Consider the following 23804-nt stretch of genomic DNA (forward strand, 5'->3'; position numbering starts at 1 on the left):
CTCAACGACTTATGCAAAGGCGCCGCAGATGACCGTCCGCCCGTTCATTCCCTATTCCGATCGCCGTCTGCATGTCGCGGCCGAACCCGTCGCCGCGATCACCGAGACGGTGCGCATGATCTGGGACGACATGATCCACACGATGGACGCGATGCCCGGCGTGGGACTTGCCGCGCCGCAGATCGGCATCATGCAGCGCCTGGCGGTGGTCGACGCCTCGGACAAGCGCGGGCAGGCCGTCCGCATGGCCAACCCCGAGATCCTGCACGCCTCGGTCCAGTTGCGCGCCCATGACGAGGCAAGTCCGAACCTGCCCGGAGTCTTTGCCCGGATCGAACGCCCCCGCGCCGTCACCGTCCGGTTCCTGAACGACCGCGGCGAAGTCGAGGAACGCGATTTCGTCGGCCTGTGGGCGACCTCGGTCCAGCACCAGATCGACCACCTGAACGGCAAGCTCTATGTCGACCACCTGTCGCCGCTGCGCCGCAAGATGCTTGTCGCGAAATCCGCGAAGCTTGCCCGCGCCTGACACGTCAAGCGCGCTTTCCTTTGCCAAAGGCGCCGTCTAACCTTGCGCCGATGCGCCCGTCTACGCGGGTCCGATCCTGAAGGAAGGGACCGAAATCCGCATGATTTCAGTTTTGCCTTTGCTTGCCGGGCTGCTGCTGGCCGCCGCTTCACTGACGCCATCGCTGATTCCGCGTGACTGGGTCATGCAGGGGGCGCTGGCCGGTATCTCGACCGCGGCCGGTTATCTGGTGACGGTTTTCCTGCTGGCGCTGTGGCGCACGCTGCAGATCCCGATCTTGTCGCGCAAATGGGCGATGATCTGCCATTCCGTTCTGGCTGTCCCTGTGCTGGCGCTGCTGGTCCGCTGCATCGCGCTGTCCGACGACTGGCAGAACAGCATCCGCGAACGCATGCAGATGCCCCCGCTCGAGGCCGCGAACACCACCAAGATGCTGCTTCTGGCGGCGGCGGTCTTTCTGGTTCTGGTGGTGCTTGGCTGGACGCTTCAGGGGTTGTTCAACCTGCTGCGCAACCGCCTTGCCCGCTATATCCCGGCCGCCAGCGCCAACGTGCTGGGCCTGCTGCTGGCGGCGCTGATCGTGGTGACGATCACCCGAGACGGCGTCGTGAACTGGGCGCTGAAAGTGGCCGACAGTTCCTATGCCGCCGCCCAGCACCTGACCGATCCCTCGACCGCGCCGCCGACCGAAGGCTGGCGCTCGGGCGGGCCGGGATCGCTGGCGGACTGGGATCTGATGGGCAAGCCCGGCCGCGACTTCGTCCTGGACGGGCCGCGCGCCGCCGCGATCCAGGCCTTTACCGGCCGCCCCGCGCATGAGCCGCTGCGGATCTATGTCGGCCTTGCGCAGGAAAAAAGCGCCGAGGCCCGCGCCCGCGTCGCCTTGGCCGAGATGATCCGCGTCGGCGCCTTCGACCGCAAGATCCTGATCGTCTCCAGCCCGACCGGCACCGGCTGGATGGACCCGGCCAGCTATGACGCGCTGGAATACATGAACGATGGCGATGTCGCGACCGTGGCGGTGCAATATTCCTATCTGCAAAGCCCGCTGGCGCTGATCTTCGAAACCGAATCCGGGCTTGAACAGGCGACCGCCACCATGCGCGCCGTCTATGACCATTGGCGCGAACTGCCCGCCGACGCCCGGCCAAGACTTTACCTGCACGGCATCTCACTGGGGGCGTGGTCGTCGATGTATTCGATGAACCCGTTCCAGATGATGAACGAGCCGATCTCGGGCGCGTTCTGGGCCGGACCGCCCTTCCCGTCCGAGCTGTGGCGGCAGGCCAACACCGCACGCCGCCCCGGCAGCCCCTTCATCCTGCCCGAGGTCGATGAGGGAGAGGTGATCCGCTATGCCAGCCAGTTCGCACCGCCCGACCGTTCGGGCCGGCCCTGGGGCAGGCTGCGCATCCTGTTCCTGCAGCATGCCAGCGACCCGATCGTGTTCTACAACCCCGCATCATTGTGGCGCGCGCCGGAATGGATGCACGAGCCGCCCGCGCCCGATGTCTCGCCCCGGCTCAGCTTTACGCCCATCGTCACGCAGCTTCAGCTTGCGGTGGACATGCTGGTCTCGACCTCGACCCCTCCGGGATTCGGGCATATCTATGATGCCGATGAATATATCGACGGCTGGGTGTCGATCACCGCACCCCAAGGCTGGACTGCCGAGGATACCGCGCGGCTGAAGGCGAAATGCGGCAAGGGCGGGCTGATCGGATGCGACAACGGTTGATCGTGATGGGCGGAGCAGCGGCGGCAATCATCCTTGTGATCCTGGGGCTCAACACGGCGCGTAACGCGGCCGGGTGGCAGCCGATCACCCAGACCCCGGCAGAGCGGGAAGCGATGCTGGCTTCGGCGTGGGAAATTCGCCAGCCGCCGACGCCCGGCCCCCACAAGGCGGCCGTCCTGCTGTCCGGCTGTGACGGGGTCCATGACAACATGGATTACTGGGCCAATGTCCTGCTGGGCCAGGATCGCACGGTGATGATCCTGGACAGCCATTCACCGCGCAAGCTGGACAAGGTGCAATCCTGGCGGGCGGTCTGCGCGGGCCAGATCCTGCCCGGCTCGGAGCGCGCGGGCGATCTTGCGGTGGCCATGGCCGCGCTGCGCCGGATGCCGGGGATCAGGCCCGAAGACACGATGGTCCTTGGCGCGTCACATGGCGGCTGGACGGCGATGGAATTCATGGCCGAGCTGGACAGCGACAAGCCCCCGCCCGGCCTGACCGAATGGCCCGAGGATCCCCACTCCCTTGCCGCCCGCGTCGGCCCGGTCGTGCTGCTTTACCCCTATTGCGGGTTGCTCAGCCGGGGCGAGGAAGGCCGCTGGCCCGAGGGCGCGCGCGGTTTGATGATCCTTGCCGAGAAGGACAGCATCACCGACCCCGATGCCTGCCGCCTGATGGCGGACAAGCTGGTCAGCAAGGGCGTCGACCTGCACAGCATCACCCTGCCCGGCATCAATCACGGCTTCGACCAAAGCGAGCGGTCGGCCCTGTCCTCCTTGCAACTGGACCCTGCGGCGCGGAAGAAAGCGACAAGCCTTGTGACGCGGTTCCTGCAGGGTTTTGCATTGCGCAAGGCCGGTCTATAGGGGCCGGATCAGCACAAGGGCCAGGATCATGCGCGTCGTTTTCATGGGAACTCCGGATTTTTCAGTGCCCGCGCTGCGCGCCATCGCGGCCCGGCACGAGGTCGTCGCGGTCTATTCCCAGCCGCCGCGCGCCGCCGGACGCGGACAGAAGTCGCGCCCCTCTCCCGTCCACAAGGTGGCCGAGGAACTGGGGCTGACCGTGCGGGTACCCGAAAGCCTGAAATCGCCCGAGACTCGGACCGAGTTCGCGGCGCTGGCCGCAGATGTCGCGGTGGTCGTGGCCTATGGCCTGATCCTGCCCCGCCCCGTGCTGGACGCGCCGCGGCTGGGCTGCCTGAACATTCACGCCTCGCTGCTGCCGCGCTGGCGGGGGGCCGCACCGATCCATCGCGCGATCATGGCCGGGGACGCGGAAACCGGCGTCGCCATCATGCAGATGGAGGCGGGGCTGGACACCGGCCCCGTCCTCGCCGAAAGCCGTACCGCCATCGGCACCGACGACACGACCGCCGACCTGCACGACCGGCTGTCCGAGATGGGCGCGCAACTGATCGTCCAGACGCTGGACCGCCTGCCCCTGCCCGCGACGCCGCAGCCCGAGGCGGGCGTGACCTATGCCGCCAAGATCGACAAGGCCGAGGCCCGGATCGACTGGACCCGGCCCGCGGCTCAGATCGACCGCCAGATCCGCGGCCTTTCTCCGTTTCCGGGTGCGTGGTGCATGATCGGCGAGGAAAGGGTCAAGCTGCTCCGCTCTCGACTGGCAGAGGGGTCGGGTCAGCCGGGACGCGTGCTGTCGGACTTCACCATCGCCTGCGGCCAGGGCGCGGTCGAAATCGTCGAGGCCCAGCGCGAAGGCAAGCGCCCGATGCCCGCGACCGAGATCCTTCGCGGCCTGACCCTGCCCGATACGCTGGGCTAACCCGTCGGCTTTGCTGCATTTTCATCACAGGCGCTGCGTGAATTCACCGGGCGTGGGCGCGGCGGCAAAAGCGCGTGCTATCCTCTTGCAGGTTTGAACCCAAGGAGGGGCTTTCGATGGACGATTTGGTCCGCATGATGGCTGCGAACTGGTGGATGGTCCTGTTGCGCGGGATCGCGGCGGTGCTGTTCGGCATCATCGCGCTGGCCTGGCCCGGCCTGACGGTCTATGTCCTGCTGCTGACCTTCGGCGCCTATGCGGTTTTCGACGGCATCCTGGCGCTGGTCACGGGCTATCAGCGGCGCAAGACCGACGAACGCTGGTGGGCCTGGGGGCTGGAGGGGCTGCTGTCCATCGCGATCGGCCTGATGGCCCTGTTCTGGACCGAGGCCACGGCCTTGGCCTTCATCATCTGGATGGCGATCTGGGGCGTCATCGCGGGCGTCTTCCGCATCGTCGCCGCGATCCGCCTGCGTCACGAGATCGACGGCGAATGGGCGCTTGTCCTCAGCGGCGTGCTGCTGGTCATGTGGGGCCTTTTGATGGCGATGCTGCCGGCCGCGGGCCTGCTCAGCATCGCATGGCTTCTTGGGATCTTTGCGGTGCTGATCGGGATCACCCTGATCGCGCTGTCGCTGCGCCTGCGCAAGCTGAACGCGGGCTAGGTTCCGCGCGGTTTGGCCCGCGTGGTCGGATCGGCCTCCAAGGGATTTTCGGGCCAGGGATGGCGCGGATAGCGGCCCCGCATGTCCTTGCGCACATCGGCATAGCTTCCGGCCCAGAAGCCGGGCAGGTCGGTCGTCACCGCGACCGGCTTGCCCCCCGGTGACAGCATCGAGATGCGCAGCGCCCGCCCGCCGACGACCGGATGCTGCGCGACCCCGAACAGTTCCTGCAGCTTCAGTTCGATTGAGGGGGTCTCGTGGTCATAGTCGATGGGCACCTTGCGGCCCAAAGGCGTCACGAAATGCGCGGGCGCGGCGCGGTCCAGCCGTTGCTGGCCGTCCCAGCCGATGCGCGCCTTCAGCGGCTCGGTCAGGTCCAGCCCGCGCAGGTCCGCGGCGGTCCGCACCTTGCCCAGCCAGGGCAGCAACCATTCGGGATCGGCCAGAAGCGTTTCGTCATCGACCGGGCCAAGTTCCGGGATCAGCGCGACGCGCGCCCGCAGCCGGGCCGCACCGGGCGTCCAGTTCAAGCCCGACGCACGCAAACCCTCGACCGCCGCGCGGGCGATCGAAGCCGGTTCGGGGCTGTCCAGCGCGTGATCTGCCAGCACCAAGGCCCCCAGCCGCTCTTGCCGCCGGGCCAGGATCCGGTTGTCGCGCCGCGACCATTCGACCAGTTCGACTGACCGGATCAGGTCGGGAAACAGCGCGCGAAGATCGCCTTCGTCGACGGCGGCGGCCATACGGACCCGGGCCTCGCGCGCATCTCCGTCCAGATCGGTCGCCACGATAAAGAGGGACGCGCCCAGCGCGTCGCCTTCGGGCAGGATCGCCCCCTTGCCGCCCGACAGGACATAGCACGGCTGGTCGCCCTTGCGGCGCTGGCCGATGCGGTCGGGATAGGCCAGCGCGGCCATGGCGCCCGCCGCCATCCCCTGCCCCTCTGGCGCAAGACGACGCAGGCGGCGGGCCTCGTCGCGGATGCGCTGGACTCCCCCGGCATTGAGCGGCCAGGGATGGCGCGCCTCATAGGCCCGCGCGTCGCGGATCGCGGCAAGGCGCAGGGTCAGATCGACTGGGGCGCCGGTCAGGGGATCGCGCTCGCCCATCAGGGCGGCAAGATCGGCGGCATCCTTGCCGGCAAGAACCAGCATATGCGCAAGCCGCGGATGCAGCGGCAGGGCCACCAGCGCGCGACCATGCGCGGTGATGCGGTCACCTGCGTCCAGCGCGCCAAGATCGCGCAAAAGCGCCCTTGCCTCGGCCATTCCGGCTTCGGGCGCGGGCGTCAGAAAAGCCAGATCCGACCCGTCCGAGCCCCAGTTCGCAAGCTCCAGCGCCAGCCCCGCAAGATCGGCGACCGCGATCTCGGGTGGGGCGAAAGCGGGCAAGGCGCCTTCTTCGGCGCGCGCCCACATGCGATAGCAGATGCCCGGCGCGACCCGCCCCGCTCGACCGCGGCGCTGTTCGGCTTCGGCCCGGCTGACACGCTCGGTCACAAGCCGCGACATGCCCGAGCCGGGATCGAAGCGCGACCGGCGCGCCCGACCGGCATCGACCACCACAGTCACGTCGGGAATGGTCAGCGAAGTCTCTGCGATCGAGGTCGCCAGCACGATCCGGCGCCGCCCGCTGGCGGGGCGCATCACCGCGCGCTGCGCCTTGAAATCCATCGCGCCGAACAGCGGCGCGACCTCGGCATCGACATCCCCCAGCATCGCAGCGACGCGCCGGATCTCTCCCTCGCCCGGAAGGAAGCACAGCAGGGTGCCGCCGGTGGCGCGGGTCTCGGCCTCGGCGTGACGGACCAGCCGCGCGGCTTCGGGCACCAGCCGGACGCCTGCGGGCAGCGGACGGTCCAGCCAGCGCGTCTCGACCGGAAAGGCACGCCCATCGGACCGGATCACGGGGGCCGCGTCCAGAAGTGCCGCCACGGGTTCGGCATCCAATGTCGCCGACATGACCAGCACGGCAAGATCGGGCCGCAGCGCCTGACGCGCCTCCCATGTCAGGGCAAGGCCAAGATCGGCATTCAGATTGCGTTCGTGGAATTCGTCGAAGATCACGCAACCGATCCCCTCAAGCGAGGGGTCGGACTGGATCATCCGGGTCAGGATGCCCTCGGTCACGACTTCGATGCGCTGACCCGCGACGGCCTCGCCCCGGATGCGATAGCCGACGGTCCGGCCCACCGGCTCGCCCAGCGTCTCGGCCATGCGTTCGGCGGCGGCGCGTGCGGCCAGCCGGCGCGGTTCCAGCATCAGGATGCGGCCCGCGACCACCGGCAGCAGCGCCAGCGGGACGCGCGTCGTCTTGCCCGCGCCGGGCGGGGCCATCAGGACAGCGCGACCCTGCGCGGCAAGCGCGGCGGTCAGTTCGGGCAGGACGGCGTCGATGGGCAGGGTCATGCATGGCTTATGGCAAAGCCATAACGGCGCGAAAAGCCTTCACACATCCGATTGACTGGGTTCGCGACGAATGTCCGAATACCGACGCACAACTTTGTCGGGAGGCATCGTGGAAAGCCTGCTCCTGCTTCTGATGGTCCCGCTTGGTGCGGCGGCGCTGGCGGAGTTGTTCAACCAAGATGATGAGCATGTTGACGGATCAAGGACTGAGCCCGAGCCAGAGCCAGAGCCGGAACCACAGCCGGAAACGGTGATCCTTGGAACCGAGGGCGATGACACCATTTGGGCGACCGATCCCGTGACCGAGGTTCATGCTGGTGACGGAGACGACTTTGTCGGGATCCGCGGATCGATCCTTGTCGAGGGGGGAAATGGCGCTGACCTTCTCACCAACGACTACAGCCACGCGGGCCACTCGACCCTGTCCGGTGGCGCGGGGGATGACACAATCCGCGGGAATGACGGGATGGGCTTTCACGCCTCCTCTCAAGTCGACCAACATTCCTGGCATGTGGGATTGTCCGACGACGTCCTGCGGGGCGGTGACGGCGACGATATCATCGGCTTTGACCGCGCGGACACCGTCACCGGTGGCGCGGGGGCCGACGTGATGGACGGTTTTGTGAATCAGGGCCACATTGCCCACGTGACCGATTTCGACCCCGCCGAGGATCGCCTGCGGATCAATGTCGACCCTCAGGAATCGGCGCAGGGATCCGATCCATTCGGACGCGTCTCTGTCGTCGAGGTCAATGGCGATACCGTAATCCGGCTGGGCGGCGAAGACGTGGCCCGGATTGCCGGGCGCACTGGCCTGAATGTCGGATTCGAAACGAACTGGTATAGCGAGGAACTGGGCGGCACCGTCTATACCGTAGAGTCGAGCAGCGACCTCGAACTGGGGCCGAACCCCATCCACACGGACCTGAACGGCAACGAGGTCGATCGCGCGACGCTGGACGTTGTCATCAACGCCTATATGCGCTTCGACACCTGAGCGTGAACGCCCCCTGTAAATCCCGCGCATGCCTGCATATCTTTGGACGCGCGGAACAAGGCCGGGGACAGGATGGGTATCGCTGACGATCTGATGCAGGGGCTGGGAATCTCGGACCCGGTCATCCGGTTGGGCGTGACGGGGCTGTCGCGGGCGGGCAAGACGGTGTTCATCACCTCGCTTGTCGCGAACCTTCTGGACCGCGGCCGGATGAGCGCGTTGCGCGCGGCGGCGGACGGATCGCTGAAATCCGCATGGCTGCAACCCCAGCCCGACGATACCGTGCCCCGCTTCGATTTCGAGCGGCATCTGGCAGCGATGACCGGACCCGATCCGCATTGGCCCGAAGGCACGCGCCATGTCAGCCAGTTGCGGCTGTCCCTGCGCGTCCAGCCGCGCGGCCTGCTGACGGGCTGGCGCGGACAGCAGGTGCTGCATCTGGACATCGTGGATTATCCCGGCGAATGGCTGCTGGACTTGCGCCTGATGGACAAGGACTTCGACAGCTGGTCGGCCGAGGTGCTGGACCGCATGAAGGGACGCCCCGGCGCCGCGCGGTTCCAGGACGTGCTGGCCGCGACCGACCGCACGCGCTTTGACGAAACCGCCGCGCAGGCGCTGGCGGCCGCCTATACGGGCCATTTGCACGAGGCCCGCGACGCCGGCTGGTCGGACTGCACGCCGGGCCGCTTCCTGATGCCGGGCGAGCTTGAGGGGTCGCCCGCCCTGACCTTCACGCCGATGCCGCCCGAATTCCGCGACACCCCCGTCTGGCGCGAATTCGCGCGCCGTTTCGGGGCCTACAAGTCGCGTGTGGTGAAGCCCTTCTTCCGCGACCATTTCGCGCGGATCGACCGGCAGGTCGTGCTGATGGACGTGCTGGGCGCAATCCATGCCGGCCCCCAGGCAGTCGAGGACATGCGCCGCGCCATGGCCGACATCCTGACCGCCTTTCGCCCCGGTCGCGCGGGGTGGCTGTCGCAACTGCTGGGCTCGCGCAGGGTGGGGCGCATCCTGTTCGCAGCGACCAAGGCCGACCACCTGCACCATATCCAGCACCCGCGTCTGACCGCGATCACGGGGGCGATGCTGCGCGAGGCCCGCGACCGGGCCGATTTTTCGGGCGCGCGGACCGAAGCGATGTCGATCGCCGCCCTGCGAACCACCACGGAAGAGATCATCCACCAGGATGGCGACGAGCTGCCCGCCGTGCGCGGCACCCTGATGGACGGGCGGCAGGCCGCCTTCTATCCGGGCGAGCTGCCCGCCAACCCCGCCGACCTGCTGGTCCACGCCCGGAATGGCGCGGATCGCTGGCTGGATGGCGATTACGCGATCATGGATTTCGCACCCGCACCCGGCACCCTGCGTCCGGGCGACGGCCCGCCGCATATCCGGCTGGACCGCGCGGCCGAGTTCCTGTTCGGCGATCAGATCTGAAGGGATTCAAGATGGCTGAACCTCCGAAACGCCGCGGCCCTGTCCTGATCGAGATGGATGCCGCACCCGCCACCCCCGCCCCGGGCGGGCCGGAAACCACACCTCAGGGTGCGCAGAGCACGGCCGAGCCCGACCGCCGCAGCCGCCGCGCCCCACGCAGCGCGCCCCGCGATGGCGAGGACGCGCCCTCGCCCGCGGATGCACCGATGATCGATGACGGGCTGTCGCCGGCGATGCCACAGCCGCGCACCATGCAGCTTGTGGCGCGCATCGCCGGGGCCGGGCCGTCGCCGCTGACCCGATTCTTCCTGAACACCGGGGCCGCGCTTCTGACTTTCCTTTTGTCGGTCGCCACGCTGCGCTTTCTGTCCGACCTGCTTCGGACCTATCCCCTTCTGGGATGGATCGGCATCTTCCTGATGGTGCTGTTCTGCCTTGCGGCGCTGGCGATGGGCTGGCGCGAATACCGCGCCTGGTCGCGCTTTGCCGCCATCGATGGGATCAATCGGGCGGCGGGGGCGGCGCTGGCCTCGGGCGATGTCGCGGCGGCACAGGACGTCGTCGGGCGGCTTGAACGGCTTTACCGCGCGCGTCCGGAACTGGAATGGGGACGCGAGCGGCTGGCCCGCCACAAGGCCGAGGCCTATGAGGCGCAGACGCTGATCGCGATGGCCGAGACCGAGCTTCTGGCCCCGCTGGACCAGCAGGCGCGCCGCGAAATCGAGGCCGCCTCGCGCACCGTCGCTGCAGCGACCGCCCTGATCCCGCTGGCTTTGGCCGATGTCGTCGCCGCATTGGCAGCGAACATGCGGATGATCCGCCGCATGGCCGAGATCTATGGCGGGCGCGCCGGGGCCGTGGGCGGCTGGAGGCTGGCGCGCACCGTGATGACGCATCTGGTCGCGACCGGCGCCGTCGCGGCGGGCGATGACCTGATCCATACCGTGGCCGGGGGCGGCATCCTGGCCCGCGTCTCGAAACGCTTTGGCGAAGGCGTCGTCAACGGCGCCCTGACCGCCCGCGTGGGGATCGCCGCGATGGAAGTCTGTCGCCCCCTGCCCTTCATCCAGCAGCCGCGACCAAAGGTCGGAAACCTGATCGCGCGCGGCCTGAAGGGTCTGTTCGGCGAGGATCAAGAGGCGAAGTGACCGCCCGGTCGCTGTGCCGCGGCGGGTATTTGAAAAACGGTGAAGCGGTGCGGTTCTTTCTGCTGCATCGCTGCGCTAGTTTGAAACCATGACATCGCGCCGCCTCGCCCTGATCCTTTTCGCGCTGGCCCTGGGCCTTGGCCTGGCGGCCTGGGGGCGGGACCGGGTGGATGAATGGGTCGATGCCACCCGAATGCCGCGCCTGACCGTTCCCGTCGGGACCGAGGTGCTGGCGCGCGACGGCAGCCTGCTGCGCGCCTTCCAGGTTGCGGACGGGCGCTGGCGGCTTGATCCGGGACCTGTCGATCCGCTGTTTCTGGACATGCTGGTCGCGTGGGAAGATCGCCGGTTTCCGCGCCATCACGGCGTCGACGCGCTCGCCGTCCTGCGCTCGGCCGGTCAGGCGCTGCGGTATCGCCGCGTGGTTTCGGGCGGATCGACCCTGACCATGCAGGTCGCCCGCCTGATCGAGGAGGGACCCACCGGCGAATGGGCCGGAAAGCTGCGGCAGATGCGGCTGGCTTTGGCGCTGGAGCGGCAGCTGGACAAGGCCGGGATCATGGACCTTTACCTGCGGCTGGCCCCCTATGGCGCGAATGTCGAGGGCGTGCGTGCCGCAAGCCTGCAATGGTTCGGCAAGGAGCCGCGCCGCCTGACCCCCTCCGAGGCGGCTTTGCTGGTCGCCCTGCCCCAGTCGCCCGAAACGCGGCGCCCCGATCGCTTCCCGAAAGCCGCGACCGCGGCGCGCAACCGCGTGCTGGAACGGGCTGCGGATCGGGGATTGATCAGCCAGGGCGACGCGCGCGCGGCGATGACCGAGCCGGTTCCCCGCCGTCGCCGTGCTTTTCCGGCGCTGGCTCCACTGCTGTCGGGACGGCTGGCACGGGAAAACCCCGGCGCGGTGCGGATCGAAACCACGATCGATGCCGGCCTGCAGCGACGGGCCGAGGCGCTGGCCCTGCGCGCGGCACGCGGGGCGGGACGCAGCGTCTCGGCCGCGATCCTGCTGGCCGACCATCGCACGGGCGAAATCCTGGCCGATGTCGGCGCGGCCGACTGGACGAATCGCGGGGCGGCAGGATTCGTGGACATGACCCGGGCCTGGCGCTCTCCCGGATCGACGCTGAAGCCCTTTGTCTATGGGCTGGCCTTTGACCAGGGTTTGGCACATCCCGAGACGCTGATCGAGGATCGTCCGACCGTCTTCGGCCGCTGGCAGCCCCAGAATTTCGACCACATGTTCCGGGGCACGGTCAGCCTGCGGCAGGCGCTGATCTGGTCGCTGAACATCCCCGTGGTGAAATTGGCCGAGGCGCTTGGACCGAACCGCGTCGCGCAGGCACTGGACCGCGGCGGCATCCTGTTGCGCCTGCCAGGCGAGGCTCCGGGGCTTGCGCTGGTGCTGGGCGGTGGCGGGGTGACGCTGGAGGGGCTGACCTCGGGCTATGCCGCGCTGGCGCGGGGCGGGCTCGGCATTACCCTGTCCGCACTGCCGGGTGGATCGCGCGACATGCCCTCGGCCATGTTCGGGCCGGTCGCCGCATGGCAGGTCGGGAACGTGCTGGCCGCCAATCCTGCGCCACAGGGCGCGCGGCTGCGGCCGATGGCCTACAAGACCGGGACATCCTATGGGCATCGGGATGCGCTGTCGGTGGGATTTGACGGCGCCCATGTCGCCGCGGTCTGGCTGGGACGCCCGGACGGGACGCCGGTTCCCGGCGCCTTCGGCGGCGATCTTGCGGCACCGGTGCTGTTCGATCTGTTCGACGCACTGGCGCCTGTGCCGCTGCCTCCGCCGCCGCCGCAGACACTGACGGTCCCGAACAGCGCACTGCCCTTGCCGCTGCGCCGCTTTGCCCCGGCGGGCGAGGTCAGCCGCACCGCCGCGCAGCCGGCCGCGCCCGATAGGTTGGTCCTGCTTTACCCGCCCGACGGCTCGGTGCTGGATCCCGCGGGTGGGTTGGTCGTCAAGGCGCGGGGCGGGCGCGGGCCGTGGACCTTTCTGGTCAACGGCGCGCCCGCCGCCCTTGCCCTGCCCCGACCGGAAAGCCTGCTGCCCGATCCCGGTCCGGGCTTTGTGCAATTGTCCGTCATCGATGCCGCAGGAGCCTCGGCCAGTGCCACGATTTGGTTGCATCCTGCCGAATTGACGTCACGCTGAGCGAGAGTGGTCTTTTCATCCCCGCGCGTTGCGACATATTCGCGTTATGTTGCGCATTGACGATCAGATCACGATTCATGAATGGGAACTGTCCGAACAGTTCAGCCGGTCGCAGGGACCGGGCGGGCAAAACGTGAACAAGGTGGAAACCGCGGTCGAGCTGCGGTTCGAGGCCGAGCGTTCGCCCAGCCTGTCCCCGGCGGTCAAGTCCCGCCTGCAACGACTTGCGGGGCGGCGCTGGACGCAGGACGGTGCTATCCTGATCCGGGCCGAGGAAACCCGGAGCCAGTTGCGCAACCGGGAAATCGCCCGCGAGCGGCTGGTCGAACTGATCCGCAAGGCGCTGGTCGCCCCGCGACGCCGCATCGCGACGCGACCGACATTGGGAAGTCAGAAAAGAAGGCTCGCGGCCAAGACGCAAAGGGGAACCGTCAAATCCCTGCGCGGCAGGATCAGCGGGAGCGAGGAGGAAGGGTGAGGAGGAGCATTCGGGACAGGCTGACAAGCCTTCTGGGCCGCAAGCCGCCGGACATGCAGGTGGCGGCGCTTTGCCGCGACAGCCGCTCGGGGCGGGTTCTGCTGGTGACGAGCCGCGGCACCGGGCGCTGGATCGTGCCCAAGGGCTGGCCGATGCCCGGCCGCAGCCTTGCCGATGCCGCCCTGCGCGAGGCCTGGGAGGAGGCCGGCGTGCAGGGAACGGTCGTGCAGACCGCCATCGGCAGCTATCACTATGACAAGCAGCAGGAGCAGGGCTTCGCCATCCCGGTCGAGGTTCATGTCTTCGCGGTCGAAGTCGACGGGCTGTCCGAGCAGTTCCCCGAAGCCTCGCAACGACGGCGCGAATGGTTTGCCCCGGTCCGCGCGGCAGAGCTGGTCGCCGAGGCGGGGCTGAGAAAGCTGCTTCTGGCGCTGCCCGCATCGGCGCGGTCGCGGACCTGACATGCCAAAGGGCGATCGGGACTATCGCATCCTCGACAAGGATCTGGGACGCGTCACCAATGCCGAGCGCGCGGCGCTGGCCTCGGCCCGCCCGATGGTCAGGATCGGCATCGCGGTCGTCTTCGTGGCCGCGGTCGCCGAATTCGCGGCGGCTGCCACGGCCGGCCAGCCGATGCTGGGGATCATGGCAGCCTCGGTCGCGGTCGCAACTTACCTGGCGCTGTCCATCGGCGCGAACGACGTGGCGAACGCGTTGGGGCCAGCGGTCGGCGCAGGCGCGATCGGGCTGACCACGGGGCTGGTCCTGGTCGCCGGCATGGACGTGCTGGGTGCGGTTCTGGCGGGCGAGGCCGTCACGCGGACCCTGACCGAGGGGTTGATGGGCGAGACGCTGGGCGACAGCGCCCCCGCAGCCTCGATGATGCTTGCGGCGCTGATCGGCGCCGCAAGCTGGATCAGCGTCGCGACCCGGATGAACGCACCGGTCAGCACCACTCACTCGGTCGTCGGCGCCATCGCGGGCGCGGGGATCGCGACTTACGGTTTCGGCGCGGTCAACTGGTCGGCCATGGCGGTGGTGGCGCTTGGCTGGATCGTCTCGCCCGTGATTTCGGGGCTGCTGGCGGCGGGGATCCTGTCCAACCTGCATCGCCATGTGTTGGAAAAGGACGACCCGATCCGGTCTGGCAGGATCTGGCTGACGCTGCTGGTCGCCTTGGTCACGGGGCTGCTGGCGGCCATGATCGCATTGGCCTTCAAGGGGGCCGGCTGGATCCCGGTCCTGCTTTGGACTGCCGCCGGATGCGGCCTTGGCGGGATCTATTCTCATGTCATGCTGGGCCGACAGATCCGGCGCGAAGCGGGGGGCAAGCTGGCGCTGAAAAACCTGCTGGGCGTGCCCCTTACTGCGACCGCGCTGGTCATGGGTTTCGGTCACGGGGCCAATGACACCTCGAACGTCGCCGCGCCGCTGACGATCATCCTGGGCCAGATCTCGGACCGGCCGGGCGAATTGATGGACATGCAGATGGTGCTGCTGCTGTCGGGTCTGGGGATCGCGGGCGGGATCATCCTGTTCGGCGGCAAGCTGGTGACGATGGTCGGCAGCGGCATCACCCGGCTGAACCCGTCGCGGGCGCTGTGCATCTCGCTTGCGACAGCGCTGACGGTCCTGGGCTTCTCGATGATGGGACTGCCCGTCTCGACCACCCATGTCGCGATCGGCGGGGTCTTCGGCGTCGGCTTCTATCGCGAATGGCGGGACCGCCGGAAAACCAAGAAGCGCGCGCCGATGCCCGACGAGGAACTGCGCCGCCGCCATCTGGTGCGGCGGTCGCATGTGCGCACGATCCTGGGGGCGTGGCTGATCACCGTGCCGGTCAACGCGGCGCTGGCCGCCGCGTTGGTCCTGATCCTGAGGCTTTAGGCCCGGCGCTGCAGAGCCTCGCCCGCCGCGCGGGTTTCGGCCAGGGTTGCGCCTGTCGTCAGCGCCTCGGGGTCAAGGCGCAGTTCTATGACCGCAAGCGTGCCCGCCTGAACCGCCCGCTGGAAGGCGGGGCCGAAATCGTCCTGCGTCGCCACGATTTCGCCGTGACCGCCATAGGCGCGGGCAAGGGCTGCGAAATCGGGATTGCTCAGGTCGGTCCCCGACACGCGGCCGGGATAGGTCCGCTCCTGATGCATCCGGATGGTGCCATAGCGGCCGTTATTCGCCACGATCACGATGACCGCGGCGCCGTGCTGGGCAGCGGTCGAAAGCTCGTTCAGCGTCATCTGGATGCAGCCGTCGCCCGCGACGCAGACCACGGTGCGTTCGGGATGCGCCAGCTTTGATGCGATCGCGGCCGGCAGGCCATAGCCCATAGACCCTGACGTCGGCGCGACCTGGCTGCCCCAGCGACGGAAGCTGTAATAGCGGTGGATGAAGGCCGCGTAATTGCCCGCGCCGTTGGTGATGACCGCATCGGGCGGCAGGTTGGCGGACAGCCACAGGATTACATCCTCCATCCGCACGGCGCCGGGCGTGGCCTTGGGCTTTTGCCACGCCAGATACCTGCCCCTCAGGTCGGCAGTCCATTCGTCCCAGCGCCGGGGCGCCGGCAGGCTGGCCAGCGCCGCCACGACCTCGCGCGGGTCAGCGACCAGCCCCGGCGCGGGGCGCCACAGATGGCCCAGCTCATCCGGCGAGGGGTGGACATGGATCAGCCTTGCATGGGGATTGGTGGGCGACATCAGTTCATAGCCGCGGGTCAGCGTGTCGCCCAACCGCGAACCAAGGGACAGGATGCAATCCGCCTGTTGCAGCGCATTGCCCAGCGCCGGATTCATGCCGACGCCGAGATCGCCGACATAATGGGGATCGGCATTGTCCATGTGGCCTTGCCGACGAAAGGGCACCGCGACCGGCAGGCCCCAATTCGCCGCAAAACAGGCCAGATCCTCGGCGGCGCGCTGCGACCACAGCGTGCCGCCCGCGACCACCAGCGGACGTTCGGCCCCGGCCAGCGCCTCGGCCAGCGCAGCGACGGATTCGCCCGCGACGGCGGACAGGGGCGGGTCATACGGGGCAAGGTCCGGCGTCTCGGCCCGGGCGGACAGAACATCCTCGGGCAGGGCCAGCACCACGGGGCCGGGACGGCCCGACATTGCCAGATGGAAGGCGCGGGCGACATATTCGGGAATGCGCTCGGTCTGGTCGATCTCGGCCACCCGTTTCGCCAGTGGGGCGAACATGGCACGGTAGTCAACCTCCTGAAAAGCCTCGCGGTCGCGATCCGAGCTGGAGATCTGGCCGACGAACAGGATCATCGGGGTCGAATCCTGGCGCGCGACATGGACGCCCGAACTGGCATTGGTGGCGCCGGGTCCGCGGGTCACGAAGGCGATGCCGGGCCTACCCGTCACCTTGCCATGCGCTTCGGCCATCATCGCCGCGCCGCCCTCGTGACGGCAGACGACATTCTGGATCCCTGAAGCATAGAACCCGTCCAGCGCTGCCAGAAAACTTTCACCTGGCACAGAAAAGACGCGCTCCACCCCGTTTCGTGCCAATGTATCGGCCAGGATCTGCCCACCATGCCGCATTACTGCTCCCTCCTTTTGCCTTTCCTCAACTCAGGGGGTAGCGTGCGGGCGGCATGCAAGGCAATGCCCGTCGATTGAGGAATGATATGCGAGCCCAGTCTGTTCTTTTTGTCTGCCTTGGAAACATCTGCCGTTCGCCTTTGGCCGAAGGCGCGTTGCGCGCCGCCGCAGATGAGCGCGGCACCGAGGTCATCGTGGAATCGGCTGGAACCAGCGACTGGCATGTCGGGTCCGAACCGGACCGCCGCGCCCAGGCCATCGCAGCGCGCAACGGGATCAACATATCGCGCCTGCGCGCGCGCCAGGTGCGCCCCGACGACTTCATGCGCTTTGACCATATCGTCGCCATGGATGCCGAAAACCTTGCCCACATGCGCGCCATCATGCCCGAAGGGGCGCGCGCGCGACTGTCGATGCTGCTGGACCATGTGCCGGGGCGCGAAGGCCAGGCCGTGACCGACCCCTATTTCGGCGACAGCGCCGGGTTCGAAGGGACCTGGCAGGATGTCTCGCTGGGTATTGCCGGACTGATCGCCATGCTGGACCGGCAAGGACAGGCGCAATCTTTACTTTACGCCGCCGCGCCCCTATCTCAGCCGGATCATGGCCGCCAAGACTGACCCCAATTACAAGATCATCGCCGAGAACCGCCGGGCACGCTTCGATTACTTCATCGAGAGCGACCTTGAGGTGGGCATCGTCCTGACCGGGTCCGAGGTGAAAAGCCTGCGCACCGGGCAGTCGAACATCGCCGAAAGCTATGCCTCGGTCGAACAGGGCGAGTTGTGGCTGATCAACAGCTATATCGCCGCCTACAAGCAGGCGGGCGTCTTTGGCCATGAAGAGCGCCGCAAACGCAAGCTGTTGGTGTCGCGCAAGGAACTGGCGCGGCTGTGGCAGGCCATCGGGCGCGCGGGCATGACGCTGGTGCCGCTGGTGATGTATTTCAACGATCGCGGCACGGTGAAGCTGAAGATCGGCGTCGCCAAGGGCAAGAATGTCGCCGACAAGCGAGAAACCTCGGCCAAGCGCGACTGGAACCGCCAGAAACAGCGGCTGCTCAAGCAAGGCTGACCTTCTGCCATTGCAGGGGCCGGTCCCTCCGGTTAGATGGGGGCGCTTTCGCGTCTACCGGGGGAAGGACGATGACCACAGATCCCGATGATCCCAGGCTGCTCGTCTCGACCGACTGGCTGGCCGCGCACCTGTCCGATCCCGATCTGCGCATCCTTGATGCGACCTGGTTCCTGGAACCGGGACGGGATGCCCGCGCCGAATATGCCGCGGCGCATATTCCGGGGGCGCGCTTCTTCGATCTTGACGAAATCACCGACAAGCGCAGCAGCCTGCCCCACATGGCCCCCCTGCCCGAGCTGTTCATCAGCCGGATGCGGGCGATGGGCATCGGCGACGGCCATCAGGTCGTGATCTATGACAACTCGCCGGTGCGTTCGGCCGCGCGGGTATGGTGGACCTTCCGCCTGATGGGCAAGACCGACGTGGCCGTGCTGGATGGTGGCCTTGGGAAATGGCTGGCCGAGGGCCGCCCGGTCGAGGATCTGCCCCCGGTCATGCGCGACCGCCACATGACCACGCAGCGCCAGGCCGCGCTGGTCCGCGACGTGACCCAGGTCGCCGCGGCCAGCAAGCTTGATTCGCATGTCATCATCGATGCCCGTTCGGCCGAACGCTTCCGGGGCGAGGCGGCCGAGCCGCGCGCCGGGCTGCGCTCGGGTCATATTCCGGGGTCGCGCAACCTGCCCTTTGGCCGGCTTTACAATCCCGACGGCACGATGAAATCCGCCGACGCCCTGCGCGTGGAATTCGAGGCGGCGGGCGTCGACCTGACCAGGCCGGCGATCACCACCTGCGGCTCGGGCGTGACCGCCGCGACGCTGTTTCTGGCGCTCGAGCGTGTCGGGCACAGGGATCATTCGCTTTACGACGGAAGCTGGGCCGAATGGGGCAGCTTCCCGGACCTTAAAATCGCAACCGGAGACGCGTGATGCTGGGCAATCTGAAACCGCAAGCCCCCGACAAGATCCTGGCCCTGATAGGTGAGTTCAGGGCTGATCCCCGTCAGGGCAAGATCGATCTGGGCGTGGGGGTCTACAAAGATGCGACCGGCCACACCCCGATCATGCGTGCGGTGTTGGAAGCCGAAAAGCGGATGCTGGAGAACGAGACCACCAAGACCTATGCCGGTCTGGCGGGTGAACCCGAATTCCAGAGGGCGATGGGCGAGCTGATCCTTGGCGCGGGCCTGAAGCCCGAGACGACGGCGGCGCTGGCCACCGTCGGCGGCACCGGCGCGATCCGTCAGGCGCTGGAACTGGCACGGATGGCGAATCCCGAACTGCGCGTTTTCGTCAGCGACCCCACCTGGCCGAACCACGTCTCGATCATGAATTTCATGGGCGTGCCGGTCGTCACCTATCGCTATTTCGACGCCGAAACCCGTGGCGTCGCATTCGACGCGATGAAGCAGGACATTTCAGCCGCGAAAAAGGGCGATGTCGTCCTGCTGCACGGCTGCTGCCACAATCCGACCGGCGCGAACCTGACGCTGGATCAATGGGCCGAGGTCGCCTCGATCCTTGAAAAGACCGGCGCCACCCCGCTGATCGACCTGGCCTATCAGGGCTTCGGCGACGGACTGGAAGAGGATGCGGCTGGCACCCGCCTGATCGCCTCGCGCATCCCCGAAGTGCTAATCGCGGCCTCGTGCAGCAAGAATTTCGGCATCTATCGCGAACGTACCGGCTGCCTGCTGGCCCTGTGCGACAATCCCGCGACCAAAGAGCTGGCACAGGGCGCGATGGCGTTCCTGAACCGTCAGACCTATTCCTTCCCGCCCTTCCACGGCGCGAAAGTCGTCGCAACCATCCTGAACGACGCGGGTCTGCGCGCCGACTGGCAGGCGGAGCTTGAGGAAGTCCGCGGCGGCATGCTGCGCCTGCGCGAGCAACTGGCGACGGAATTGCGCGACCTTGCGGGTTCGGATCGCTTCGGCTTCCTGGCCGAGCATCGTGGCATGTTCTCGCGCCTTGGCGCCTCGCCCGAGCAGGTTGCCCGCATGAAGGAAGAATTCGGGATCTACATGGTCGGGGATTCGCGCCTGAACATCGCGGGTCTGAACGAAGCCACCATCCCGGTCCTTGCGCGCGCAATCATCGAAGCCGGCGTCTGACCGACAGCTTTCGCGGAAAAGGAAAAGCCCGGTCACAGGACCGGGCTTTTTACATTTCAGGCATGTTTGCCAAGGCGTCGCTCGATATAGTCGCGCAACTCCTCGATCTCGACATGGCTTTCCTTCAGCTCGCCCTGAACCGATTGCAGTTCGGATTCCGCCTTGCCGACACGGCCGACCAGTTCGGCCTCGCGTTCTTCCAGTTCGCGCACGGCTTTGTCGCGCGCCTCTTCGGCGTCGTGAAGCTGCTGCGCCATGCTCTCCAGCTCGCCCATCTCGGCGCGGGTGACGCGCCCAAGGCGGTGGATCAGCCAGCTTGCGAACCAGCCCAGCAAGAAGGCGGCGAACAGGATGACCGCAGTCGCGATGATGAATTCGTTGCGATTCATGCGAAACCCTTTCGGTTCGTTACCAGCGCGCGGGCCGAGGAAAAGGCCCCACGCGTCATTTCTTGTCCGCCTTCACGGCCGCCTCGACATCGGGCGGGCCCATCGGCTCAATCTTCGGCAGGTCTTCGACGGGGATGTCGGCAATCTCGCCGTCTTGCCCGTCCGACTCGGCCACGCCTTCCATGTTGTCGGGGAAGGCAGCCTCCAGCGCGGGAACGGTCAGGGCCTCGATCACCTGGATCGAGACCTGGGCATTCGCCACCGCATTGGCGGGGGCGGTTGCCGCGGCGACAATCACCTCGGCCCCCGTCGGGCCGCCCGGATGCCCGGCGTCAGCAGCCACCGGCCCCTCCAGCGCCACGCGGATGGCGCCGCTGGCAGCGGCAGCGGCTGAGCGGGCGATCTTTGCAGCCGTGACCTCGGCACTGTCGGTGATGCCCGCGAACTGTTCGGGTGCCGAAATGTCGTCGTCCGAGACCGGTTCCTCGGACAGCAGGGTGAATTCGATGCGGCGGTTCGCCTCGCGCCCGGCTTCGGTTTCATTGTCGGCGATCGGGCGGCTTTCACCATAGCCGGTCGAGGTCATGTGGGGCGCAGCCACGCCATGCGCGCGGATCGCGTCCATGACCGCCTTGGCGCGGTCCCGCGACAGCTTGGCATTCATGTCCTCGCTGCCCTGACTGTCGGTATGGCCCGCCAGCTCGATCTTGTAGTCGGCGCAATCCTGCATGGCGGCGGAAATCCCCGCCAGCGTCGGTTCGGGATCGCCCGCGATAATGGATTTGCCCGGCTCGAACCCGATTTCGGATTGCGACATGACGCTGTTCAGCCGGTCCACGCATTCCTCGCCCGTCGGCACCACCAGAAGCGGGTCCAGCCGCTTGTCATAGCGGATCGACAACTCGTAGCGCGCACCAGCGCCCAGACGCTGCGACAGTCGTGCAACGGCCATGTCGGACGCCGTCGGGCTGCCGGAGATCCCCGACAGCCGGATCAGATCGGGGGTCACGCTGACCGAACCCTGATCCAGCGTCGCCAATGCCTCGATCGCGGCGATGGTGCGCAGCGTCCAACCCTCGGGCAGGGATGGATCGATCCGCAGGCCATTATCGACATCGCCGAAGCGCGAACTGGCCAGGCTGTCGACTGCGCCGCGCATCCGTTCGTTTCCGATCCGGCCGCGCAATTCGACGTGATCGTTGGCGATCACGGCCGAAAATTCGGCGGGGCCTCGAATGGGTTCGATCTGCTTTTCATGTTCGGCGCGCAGGTTGAACAGCGCGGGCAGCGCCGCATCCAGCTTCGCCACGGCCGCATCATAGGTCGCCGGCGGAACCGAGGCGGGGGCAAACAGCGTGATTTGGGTATCGGTCAGCGTGACGGCGCCTGCGCCAAGCGTGGCGACCGCCTGGATCGCAGGAACGGCGGCATCGGCCCAGCGCGTTGTGGGCGCGCCAAGGCCAAGCGTGCAATGCGCCTCGCCCGCGACGCCCGCGCCGGCGCCCGCGGCGACGATACGATCGCGGCCCGCTTCATCATTGGCCGCGCAGGCTTCGAACCGGGCGCCCTTGTCGTCCTTGACGAAGCGCAGGGTAAACGGGGTGATGACCGGGCGCGGCGCGGTGACATCCGCCTTCAGCGAGATCCCGGCGGGCCGGGTTTTTTCCAGCGCCGTTTCCAGATCTGCCTTTTCCAGCGCGCTGTCGGTGATCGCGCGCACCTCGACCGAACCGGGCGCGATCGAGACCTTGGCCTGATGCGCCAGCTTCGCGGCCCGAAGCCCGTAATCGAAAGCCGCCTGCCAGCCGTCGGGGGCGGGATAATCGGCGGTCTCGACAAGATCCGAAATCTCGCCCCCCGCCGCCTCGGCCCGAAGCGAGGCGACCATCGCCTTGCGGTCCAGCGCCGCCGGAACAAGCCCGACAATCGAGATGCCGTGGTCATTGCGCAGCAACTCGATCTCGAATTGCGGCGCGCCCATGCTTTCGCGGGCGGCGACCTGAATCTCGTCGATGACGCGATCGGGTTCGACCACGGATTCGGCGCGGGACTTGGCGCGGAAGCGCTGCACCTCGTCCGGTGCGGTGCCGGTCAGGCGGACCAGAAGCCCGTCGGTGGTGACCGTCGCCCAGTCATATCCGCCCTGCTTCAAGGCCGCGGCGACCTCGGTGGCAGAGTGGGTCTCGATAAAATCCGCCGCGGCGCGCGCCCCGACGAACGAGAGGCCACCAGCGGCTGCGATTGCGATCAGGCTTGCGACGACGGCAGGACCGCGGCGCGTTCTTCGATTGGCCATAAAGGGGGGCCTTCGGCTGTTTCCGACCCGGGGGATTTAATGCCCGGGGCCGAAAATCGCAATCAGACCAGCCCAGCCAAGGTAAGAAACAACGCAACGACAAGTCCCGCATCCCGGTTTGCGCGGAAAAGTCGAAGGCATCCGGCGCTGTCATTCATGTCGAAGCGCTTGAGTTGCCACGCAAGATGCCCGGCGAATCCGACAACGCCCGCCAGAGCCAGCCACAGCGCCGTGCCATGCGGCCGCGCCGCCAGAACTGCCAGCGCCAGGCCGACGACCGCACCCGCGCCAAAGCGCAAAAGCCAGCGGCGCGAATCAGTTCCGAACAGCCGCGCAGTGGATTTCACGCCGATCAGGGCGTCATCCTCAGCGTCCTGATGGGCATAGATCGTGTCATAAAAGACCGTCCAGGCGATCCCCGCCAGATAGGCGATGACCGGTGCCAGCCCGATCCCGCCCATATGCGCCGCCCAGGCCAGAAGCACGCCCCAGTTGAAGGCAAGCCCCAGAAAGACCTGCGGCCACCAGGTAAAGCGCTTGGCGAAAGGATAGATCGCCACCAGCGCCAGCGATGCGACGCCCAGCAGGATCGCAGCCTTGCCCAGCGTCAGCAGGATCACCAGCCCGGCCAGCGACTGGGCCACCAGCCAGGCGACTGCCCCCCAGACCGAGACCTGCCCCGACGGAATCGGGCGAGAGCGCGTGCGGCTGACGCGGGCGTCGATGTCGCGATCGGTGATGTCGTTCCAGGTGCAGCCCGCGCCGCGCATCAGGATCGCCCCCAGGGCGCAGGCGATCACGATCCACAGGTCGCGCCAGGTCGGGCGGTCGGCGATCATGGCCAGCCCGACGCCCCACCAGCAGGGCAGCAAAAGCAACCATGTCCCGATCGGGCGGTCGGCGCGCGACAGGCGCAGCCAGGGGCGCCATCCTTCGGGCGCATAGCGGTCGACCCAATTGTCGGGCGGAGCATCGGCGACGCTGCGCTGCGCCTCTGGCGTCTGGTGTGGGGTCTGCATTAGTCTGCGCCTC

The 23804-nt window shown here is 67.6% G+C and carries 21 protein-coding genes; 16 read left to right on the forward strand and 5 right to left on the reverse strand.

The genetic code is table 11. The features are described from left to right. The first annotated feature begins 28 nt into the window (after positions 1-28). From def to RM190_RS01740, 5 genes are all read left to right on the forward strand, one after another. A complete protein-coding gene (gene def / locus RM190_RS01720; protein WP_311757648.1) occupies positions 29-529 on the forward strand; it encodes a peptide deformylase in 501 nt (166 codons plus the stop codon). A 100-nt stretch (positions 530-629) separates the two neighbouring features. Further along, a complete protein-coding gene (locus tag RM190_RS01725; RefSeq protein ID WP_311757649.1) occupies positions 630-2267 on the forward strand; it encodes an alpha/beta hydrolase in 1638 nt (545 codons plus the stop codon). Beyond that, the gene (locus RM190_RS01730; protein ID WP_311757650.1) at positions 2252-3133 is read left to right on the forward strand and encodes a dienelactone hydrolase family protein; all 882 of its coding nucleotides are present in this window, start codon (positions 2252-2254) and stop codon (positions 3131-3133) included. The genes RM190_RS01725 and RM190_RS01730 overlap by 16 nt, the downstream gene beginning before the upstream one ends. A 28-nt stretch (positions 3134-3161) precedes the next feature. Further along, the gene (gene fmt, locus RM190_RS01735; protein WP_311757651.1) at positions 3162-4055 is read left to right on the forward strand and encodes a methionyl-tRNA formyltransferase; all 894 of its coding nucleotides are present in this window, start codon (positions 3162-3164) and stop codon (positions 4053-4055) included. Positions 4056-4171: 116 nt separating this feature from the next. Continuing rightward, positions 4172-4720 carry an HdeD family acid-resistance protein gene (locus RM190_RS01740; RefSeq protein ID WP_311757652.1) on the forward strand — a complete coding sequence of 183 codons (549 nt, stop codon included), beginning with the start codon at positions 4172-4174 and terminating at the stop codon, positions 4718-4720. On the opposite strand, the gene hrpB is transcribed toward RM190_RS01740, so the two are convergent. Beyond that, the gene (hrpB, locus tag RM190_RS01745; RefSeq protein ID WP_311757653.1) at positions 4717-7128 is read right to left on the reverse strand and encodes an ATP-dependent helicase HrpB; all 2412 of its coding nucleotides are present in this window, start codon (positions 7126-7128) and stop codon (positions 4717-4719) included. The genes RM190_RS01740 and hrpB overlap by 4 nt on opposite strands. 109 nt (positions 7129-7237) lie before the next feature. Between hrpB and RM190_RS01750 the strand changes: the two genes are divergently transcribed. From RM190_RS01750 to RM190_RS01780, 7 genes are all read left to right on the forward strand, one after another. Next, the gene (locus tag RM190_RS01750; protein ID WP_311757654.1) at positions 7238-8125 is read left to right on the forward strand and encodes a hypothetical protein; all 888 of its coding nucleotides are present in this window, start codon (positions 7238-7240) and stop codon (positions 8123-8125) included. 72 nt (positions 8126-8197) lie between these two features. Then, positions 8198-9565 carry a YcjX family GTP-binding protein gene (locus tag RM190_RS01755; protein WP_311757655.1) on the forward strand — a complete coding sequence of 456 codons (1368 nt, stop codon included), beginning with the start codon at positions 8198-8200 and terminating at the stop codon, positions 9563-9565. Positions 9566-9576: 11 nt separating this feature from the next. Beyond that, positions 9577-10713, forward strand: a complete 1137-nt coding sequence (locus RM190_RS01760) for a YcjF family protein (protein ID WP_311757656.1) — start codon at positions 9577-9579, stop codon at positions 10711-10713. A gap of 88 nt (positions 10714-10801) precedes the next feature. Continuing rightward, complete coding sequence (gene pbpC, locus RM190_RS01765) at positions 10802-12874, forward strand: penicillin-binding protein 1C (RefSeq protein WP_311757657.1); 2073 nt, start codon at positions 10802-10804, stop codon at positions 12872-12874. Positions 12875-12920: 46 nt separating this feature from the next. Next, positions 12921-13352, forward strand: coding sequence for an alternative ribosome rescue aminoacyl-tRNA hydrolase ArfB (arfB, locus tag RM190_RS01770; RefSeq protein ID WP_311757658.1), 432 nt, complete (start codon positions 12921-12923; stop codon positions 13350-13352). Then, entirely contained in the window at positions 13349-13813 is a 465-nt protein-coding gene (locus RM190_RS01775; protein WP_311757659.1) for an NUDIX hydrolase, read from the forward strand. Before arfB ends, RM190_RS01775 begins: the two co-directional genes overlap by 4 nt. A gap of 1 nt (position 13814) precedes the next feature. After that, positions 13815-15239 (forward strand): inorganic phosphate transporter, encoded by a 1425-nt coding sequence (locus RM190_RS01780; RefSeq protein ID WP_311757660.1) that lies wholly within the window; start codon positions 13815-13817, stop codon positions 15237-15239. On the opposite strand, the gene RM190_RS01785 is transcribed toward RM190_RS01780, so the two are convergent. Continuing rightward, positions 15236-16897, reverse strand: a complete 1662-nt coding sequence (locus tag RM190_RS01785; RefSeq protein ID WP_311757661.1) for a thiamine pyrophosphate-binding protein — start codon at positions 16895-16897, stop codon at positions 15236-15238. The two genes, RM190_RS01780 and RM190_RS01785, sit on opposite strands and share 4 nt — an antisense overlap. An 86-nt stretch (positions 16898-16983) precedes the next feature. Between RM190_RS01785 and RM190_RS01790 the strand changes: the two genes are divergently transcribed. The 4 genes from RM190_RS01790 to RM190_RS01805 all read left to right on the forward strand — a co-directional run bounded on the left by RM190_RS01790 (position 16984) and on the right by RM190_RS01805 (position 20087). Then, complete coding sequence (locus RM190_RS01790; RefSeq protein WP_311757662.1) at positions 16984-17517, forward strand: low molecular weight protein-tyrosine-phosphatase; 534 nt, start codon at positions 16984-16986, stop codon at positions 17515-17517. Beyond that, positions 17501-17971 (forward strand): SsrA-binding protein SmpB, encoded by a 471-nt coding sequence (gene smpB / locus RM190_RS01795; RefSeq protein ID WP_311757663.1) that lies wholly within the window; start codon positions 17501-17503, stop codon positions 17969-17971. The genes RM190_RS01790 and smpB overlap by 17 nt, the downstream gene beginning before the upstream one ends. A 71-nt stretch (positions 17972-18042) precedes the next feature. Next, positions 18043-18903: a 3-mercaptopyruvate sulfurtransferase gene (gene sseA, locus RM190_RS01800; protein ID WP_311757664.1), complete on the forward strand. Its 861-nt coding sequence runs from the start codon at positions 18043-18045 to the stop codon at positions 18901-18903. Beyond that, positions 18903-20087 (forward strand): amino acid aminotransferase, encoded by a 1185-nt coding sequence (locus RM190_RS01805; RefSeq protein WP_311757665.1) that lies wholly within the window; start codon positions 18903-18905, stop codon positions 20085-20087. Before sseA ends, RM190_RS01805 begins: the two co-directional genes overlap by 1 nt. Positions 20088-20143: 56 nt before the next feature. Here RM190_RS01805 and RM190_RS01810 read toward each other — a convergent pair whose 3' ends face one another. The 3 genes from RM190_RS01810 to ubiA all read right to left on the reverse strand — a co-directional run bounded on the left by RM190_RS01810 (position 20144) and on the right by ubiA (position 23791). Continuing rightward, entirely contained in the window at positions 20144-20476 is a 333-nt protein-coding gene (locus RM190_RS01810; protein WP_311757666.1) for a hypothetical protein, read from the reverse strand. A gap of 55 nt (positions 20477-20531) precedes the next feature. Further along, positions 20532-22772, reverse strand: a complete 2241-nt coding sequence (locus RM190_RS01815) for an OmpA family protein (protein ID WP_311757667.1) — start codon at positions 22770-22772, stop codon at positions 20532-20534. 62 nt (positions 22773-22834) lie between these two features. Beyond that, positions 22835-23791 carry a 4-hydroxybenzoate octaprenyltransferase gene (gene ubiA / locus RM190_RS01820; protein WP_390907807.1) on the reverse strand — a complete coding sequence of 319 codons (957 nt, stop codon included), beginning with the start codon at positions 23789-23791 and terminating at the stop codon, positions 22835-22837. Positions 23792-23804: the final 13 nt, after the last annotated feature.

Source organism: Paracoccus broussonetiae, from assembly GCF_031854425.1.
Taxonomy (GTDB): Bacteria; Pseudomonadota; Alphaproteobacteria; order Rhodobacterales; family Rhodobacteraceae; genus Paracoccus; species Paracoccus broussonetiae.

Excerpts from the sequence above, each read along its gene's own strand:
- def (WP_311757648.1), top strand. The coding sequence starts at position 29 with ATGACCGTCCGCCCGTTCATTCCCTATTCCGATCGCCGTCTGCATGTC.
- RM190_RS01725 (WP_311757649.1), top strand. The coding sequence starts at position 630 with ATGATTTCAGTTTTGCCTTTGCTTGCCGGGCTGCTGCTGGCCGCCGCT.
- RM190_RS01730 (WP_311757650.1), top strand. The coding sequence starts at position 2,252 with ATGCGACAACGGTTGATCGTGATGGGCGGAGCAGCGGCGGCAATCATC.
- fmt (WP_311757651.1), top strand. The coding sequence starts at position 3,162 with ATGCGCGTCGTTTTCATGGGAACTCCGGATTTTTCAGTGCCCGCGCTG.
- RM190_RS01740 (WP_311757652.1), top strand. The coding sequence starts at position 4,172 with ATGGACGATTTGGTCCGCATGATGGCTGCGAACTGGTGGATGGTCCTG.
- hrpB (WP_311757653.1), bottom strand. The coding sequence starts at position 7,128 with ATGACCCTGCCCATCGACGCCGTCCTGCCCGAACTGACCGCCGCGCTT.
- RM190_RS01755 (WP_311757655.1), top strand. The coding sequence starts at position 8,198 with ATGGGTATCGCTGACGATCTGATGCAGGGGCTGGGAATCTCGGACCCG.
- RM190_RS01760 (WP_311757656.1), top strand. The coding sequence starts at position 9,577 with ATGGCTGAACCTCCGAAACGCCGCGGCCCTGTCCTGATCGAGATGGAT.
- pbpC (WP_311757657.1), top strand. The coding sequence starts at position 10,802 with ATGACATCGCGCCGCCTCGCCCTGATCCTTTTCGCGCTGGCCCTGGGC.
- arfB (WP_311757658.1), top strand. The coding sequence starts at position 12,921 with ATGTTGCGCATTGACGATCAGATCACGATTCATGAATGGGAACTGTCC.
- RM190_RS01780 (WP_311757660.1), top strand. The coding sequence starts at position 13,815 with ATGCCAAAGGGCGATCGGGACTATCGCATCCTCGACAAGGATCTGGGA.
- RM190_RS01785 (WP_311757661.1), bottom strand. The coding sequence starts at position 16,897 with ATGCGGCATGGTGGGCAGATCCTGGCCGATACATTGGCACGAAACGGG.
- RM190_RS01790 (WP_311757662.1), top strand. The coding sequence starts at position 16,984 with ATGCGAGCCCAGTCTGTTCTTTTTGTCTGCCTTGGAAACATCTGCCGT.
- smpB (WP_311757663.1), top strand. The coding sequence starts at position 17,501 with ATGGCCGCCAAGACTGACCCCAATTACAAGATCATCGCCGAGAACCGC.
- sseA (WP_311757664.1), top strand. The coding sequence starts at position 18,043 with ATGACCACAGATCCCGATGATCCCAGGCTGCTCGTCTCGACCGACTGG.
- RM190_RS01805 (WP_311757665.1), top strand. The coding sequence starts at position 18,903 with ATGCTGGGCAATCTGAAACCGCAAGCCCCCGACAAGATCCTGGCCCTG.
- RM190_RS01810 (WP_311757666.1), bottom strand. The coding sequence starts at position 20,476 with ATGAATCGCAACGAATTCATCATCGCGACTGCGGTCATCCTGTTCGCC.
- RM190_RS01815 (WP_311757667.1), bottom strand. The coding sequence starts at position 22,772 with ATGGCCAATCGAAGAACGCGCCGCGGTCCTGCCGTCGTCGCAAGCCTG.
- ubiA (WP_390907807.1), bottom strand. The coding sequence starts at position 23,791 with ATGCAGACCCCACACCAGACGCCAGAGGCGCAGCGCAGCGTCGCCGAT.